The organism is Streptomyces sp. HSW2009 (assembly GCF_040240285.1).
Lineage (GTDB): Bacteria > Actinomycetota > Actinomycetes > Streptomycetales > Streptomycetaceae > Streptomyces.
On record NZ_JBEHZD010000581.1, the window covers coordinates 1 to 4,576 of the forward strand.

Genomic DNA, 4,576 nt, shown 5'->3' on the forward strand with positions numbered 1-4,576 from the left:
CGGTGCCGTGCGGCCCGGAGCCGTGGCGCGCTGGCCGAGCCGCAGCCGCAGGAGGCCGGCCCACAACCGGCGGGCCGCCGCCGCCCGTTCGGGGTCAGACCGGTTCGGACCGGTCTGCGTCGCGCGGTCGGCGGGCGGCTGCGCCACGCCGTCCCCGCACAGATCCACACACGCCGTGCCGTACGCGGCGTGGCAGGCTCCCCCGCAACTGGCCCCCGGGCAACCGCCGCCCGCTGCCGCGCGGTCACGCCCCCGGGCGGCACCCGCGGCCCGCCGGTCGTACGCAGCCGCCGGCAGCACGCCCCGCACCTCAGCAGACGGCGTGCCGAACCTGGCCGCGCCCGCCGCGTCGTACCGGGCGCCCCCGCCGTCGCCGTACGCGCCGTGCCCGGCACCGGCGCGGGACGGGTGGGCCGTGCGGGGGCCCTCGCCGTACGCGACGCCCGCCGCATCGCCGTACGCGCCCGCCCCGATCGCCTCCTGGCCCACCTCGTCGGCTTCCGCCACGCTCTCGGGCTGCCAGCCGTGCCGGTCCAGGGCGCGGACCAGCGCGCCCACCATCCGCGGGTCGAACTGCGATCCGGCGCAGCGGCGGAGTTCCTCGACGGCGACGGAGACCGGGCGGGCCCGCCGGTAGCTGCGGGTCGAGGTCATCGCGTCGAACGCGTCGGCCACCGCCACCACCCGGGCCACCTCCGGGATCTCGCCCCCGGCCAGGCCGTGCGGATAGCCGCTGCCGTCCAGCCGCTCGTGGTGGTGCAAGATCGCCGACCTGGCCTCGCCGAGACAGCCGATCCCGTGCGCCACCGCGTCGCCCTGTTCCGGGTGCAGCTCGATCACCTGCCGCTCCTGCGGGGTCAACGGCCCGTTCTTGCGCAGCACTCGGGTCGGCACGGCGAGCTTGCCCACGTCGTGCAGGACGCCGGCGACGCGCAGCACATCCTGCCGGTCGGCCGCCATGCCCAGCTCGCGGGCGATCAACACCGACGCCTCGCCGACGCGTTCGCCGTGTCGACGCGTATAGCGGTCCTTCAGGTCCAGGGCCTGCACCAGCGCCCGCACGGCCAGTGGGCGCGCGGCACGCTCCCGGGGCCAGGGGGCCGGCCCCCGGCAGGCCGCCCCGATCGGCACCAGCACCAACAGGGCGGCCGACGGCCCGTACGGGCTCCGCCACAGCACCGCCATCACCAGTCCGACGAGTGCCAGCAGGAGTTGCACGGCGCCGAACCCGGCCGCCGCGCGCCACCAGCCGGCCGCCGGGCGGCGCCCGACGGCGCGCAGCGCCCCGCCGTCCAGACAGGTCAGGGTCAGACAGCAGACGAGCGCTGCGCAGAGCGTGCCGGGCAGGGCGGGCAGCAGGTCGGCCGCGGCGACCGCCGCCGGCCCGTCGAGCGCGCGGAAGGCGGCGGCGCTCGCCCCCGCCGCCAGTGCGAGCCGTGCGACGCGCCAGCTCCGGCTGACCAACGCCGGCCCGCCGGCCGGGCCCTGGGCCACGCCCCGGAGCACGAGCGCGCCAGCCGCCGGCACCAGCGCCGCGGCTGCCGGCGGCAACAGGAAGGCCCCGGCGAAGAGCGCGGCGCTGCACCAGAGCGGCACCGGCACGGGTGCCGCGGCCTGTCCCGGGGGTGCGGCGGTGCCGCCCGGACCGACTGCGCTGGGGCCGGCCGGGTCCACCGCGGCGGGGCTGCCCGGATGCGTCACGGCCGTGTCGACGGGGCCGGCGGCGGAGCGGCCCGCGAGCTGACAGCCCGCGTAGCCGAGGGCGAGCAGCACGGTGGGGAGCCAGGGGGCGGCGCCCGAGGGCGCGGGGAGCAGGTCGGCGTCCGGGCCGAGGACCGCGACGGGGGCGCTGGCCAGGGCCGGGGCGGCGCAACAGGCCGCCGCACATACGGCGCCGAAGATGTAGATGCGCGCGGCTTGCGGAAGTGTCCGCACGGTGCCCTCCTCCCCCGTTCACACTGCCTTCCAGGTCAGGTTGGGGAGGATAGGACGGCATCACGGCAAAAACGTCTGCTCGGTACGAATCAGCCGCTCGGTGGGAACAGATACACACCTTCGGGTGACGAACAGTTGGCGAACATGTGGTGCACCACGCACCAGACGTTCATGCGTTCGCATACCGGGCGCCCTCCGCCTCGCCTGCCCCGCGCCACCCAGCGACCCCGCACCACCGGGCAACCACCCACCGCGCCACCACCCGCCCTTGGCAACCCGCGGTACGGGCCCAGGGGGCGCACGACGGCGCGAGCGCCGGCGGAAAGGGGGCACCCGACGAACGGCGGAGCAACGGCAGAACGGCGGCACGATAACGACAACAGCAACGACAACAGCAACGAGAACGCAGCGCAGATGCGAAGCGCGGGCAGCAGGCCCTGGGGCAGTGGATGCGAAGGGCGGCGAGCAGGAGGCCGCGGGCGCGTGCGGAAGCCGCAGGCGCCTGCGGGAAACCCCGAGCGGGAGCGCGCAGCGCACGGAGACATGCGGAAGCGCACGGAGACGCGTGGCGAGGAAAGGAAGGGGCCGAGAGCGGGAAGCCCGCCGTGGAGTCAGCCACGGGCCCCGGGACGAGGTAAGTCGCGGGCCGGGGCGAGGTCAGCCGTAGACCGGGCTGAGTGGGGTCAGCCGCGGGCCGGGGCGGAGCCAGTCGTGGGCCGCCCCGGGAGGTCAGTCGCAGGCGGTCAGTCGCGGGCGGTGGTGTCCGCGGTGCCGTCGGCGGCTCCTGCGGACGGCGCGCCCCAGGAGGGCGCCGAGGCCGCGGCGGCCGGGGGCGACGCGGCGGCAGGTCCGGCACCGGCGGTGGCCGCAGCGGCGCTGCTCGCCTTCGCGTCCGCGTCCGCGCCGCGCTGGGCGCTCTCCCCGCTGCCGTGCACGAACGGGCCGGGACCGGTCTCCAGCACCGCGTGCTCGGGCACGGCCTCGCCCGAGCGGATCAGCTCGATCCGGCCCATCACCTTGGACCGCAGGTCGGCGGGGACGTCGTCCTGGCCGCAGCAGCGCTTGACGAGCTTCTTGACCGCCTGCTCCAGGCCGTACTTCTCCAGACACGGCGAGCACTCATCGATGTGCACCTCGAACTTGGCGCAGTCACCGTCGGGCATCTCGTGGTCCAGGAACTCATACAGGTGGTCGAGGACCTCAGAGCAGTCCGTCTCGTGCGGGTCACCGCAGCTCATGAGCCCGAGCCTTTCCGATTGTGCGACTCTTCCCCTGACGGTGCCGGGGAGGCCCCGCTCGACACGGCCCCCGCGCCCGCCGGCACCAGCCCGCGTCCACGGGCGTAGTCCTCTAGCAGACCCCGGAGTTGGCGGCGCCCACGGTGCAGTCGAGACATCACCGTACCGATGGGTGTACCCATGATGTCCGCGATCTCCTTGTAGGCAAAGCCCTCCACGTCGGCGAGGTAGACCGCGATGCGGAATTCCTCGGGGATCGCCTGGAGTGCGGCCTTCACGTCGGAGTCGGGCAGGTGGTCGAGGGCCTGGGACTCGGCGGAGCGCAGCCCCGTCGACATGTGCGACTCGGCGCGCGCGAGCTGCCAGTCCTCGATCTCCTCCGCGGCGCTGCGCTGGGGTTCGCGCTGCTTCTTGCGGTAGGAGTTGATGAAGGTGTTGGTGAGGATGCGGTACAGCCACGCCTTGAGGTTGGTGCCCTCGCGGAACTGGTGGAACGACGCATACGCCTTGGCGTACGTCTCCTGGACCAGGTCCTCGGCGTCGGCCGGGTTACGGGTCATCCGCAGGGCGGCCGAATACATCTGGTCGAGGAAGGTCAGGGCGTCCCGCTCGAAGCGGGCGTTCCGCTCGGCGGCCGTCTCGTGTCCGTCCCCGGCCGCGGTCGTCTCGGCCCGAGCGGTCTCCTGCTCGGCAGCGCTGACCCCTGCGGCAGACACCTGCTGGCGCGCCGTGGCCGAACCCTGCGTCGTGCCGTCGGTCCCCGCGTCCGTCCCAGTGACCGGACCCACCTCCTCCAACACCGTGGCGAGGCCGGATGCGGTCCCGCTTGAATCGGAGAATAGACGACGATCCGGTGCGCCCGCCGCTCCAGCCAGCGTCGACTGGTCGACCCGAAGCTGCGACCACCCCAGGTCGGCGGTCTGCGGACGGGACGGGCAAGCAAGCGAACCCATGCGGGAGACTCCCATTCCTCGTACTGATGCCGCTCTACGTATCGGTCCCTACGCCCCGCACAACACCCGTCCACCGGTTCGCATTCCCGCGCTCAGCGACCGATCTGATCCAGCCAGGTGGCGACGGCTTCGGTGAGCACGTCCAGTGCGGCCTCTTGGGTGAGGTCGGCCGACTTCGGCACCGCGAAGCCGTGGTCGCCCGCCGGCACCTCCACGATCTCCGTGCCTGCGGGGAACTCCGCCGGTCGGCCGAACGGGTCCCGGCCGCCCTGCACCACCAGCGTCGGGAGCCCGGCGTCCGCCAGTTCGTCCGCCCGCGACTTCTCCGGCTTGCCCGGCGGGTGCAGCGGGAAGGAGAGCGCGAGCACGGCGCGGGGGGGCGCGGGGGGGCCCCCCCGGCCGGGCGCCCCCGGCCCCCCCCCGCCCCCCCCCCCCCCCCCCCGCCCCCCC

The 4,576-nt window shown here is 74.9% G+C and carries 4 protein-coding genes; all 4 read right to left on the minus strand.

What is annotated here, in order from left to right; genetic code table 11:
* A partial coding sequence (locus tag AAHZ94_RS28905) for an HD-GYP domain-containing protein (RefSeq protein ID WP_502964812.1) occupies positions 1-1,935 on the minus strand: 1,935 nt, incomplete at its 3' end.
* Positions 1,936-2,678: 743 nt separating this feature from the next.
* On the minus strand, positions 2,679-3,173 hold the full coding sequence (gene rsrA / locus AAHZ94_RS28910; RefSeq protein WP_349996578.1) for a mycothiol system anti-sigma-R factor: 495 nt from the start codon (positions 3,171-3,173) through the stop codon (positions 2,679-2,681).
* Positions 3,170-3,961, minus strand: coding sequence for a sigma-70 family RNA polymerase sigma factor (locus AAHZ94_RS28915; protein ID WP_502964813.1), 792 nt, complete (start codon positions 3,959-3,961; stop codon positions 3,170-3,172). Before AAHZ94_RS28915 ends, rsrA begins: the two co-directional genes overlap by 4 nt.
* Positions 3,962-4,218: 257 nt before the next feature.
* Positions 4,219-4,576: alpha/beta family hydrolase (locus AAHZ94_RS28920; RefSeq protein WP_349996582.1), on the minus strand; the 358-nt coding region annotated here is incomplete at its 5' end.

Coding starts and splice junctions, on each gene's coding strand:
- rsrA (WP_349996578.1), bottom strand. CDS start 3,173: ATGAGCTGCGGTGACCCGCACGAGACGGACTGCTCTGAGGTCCTCGAC.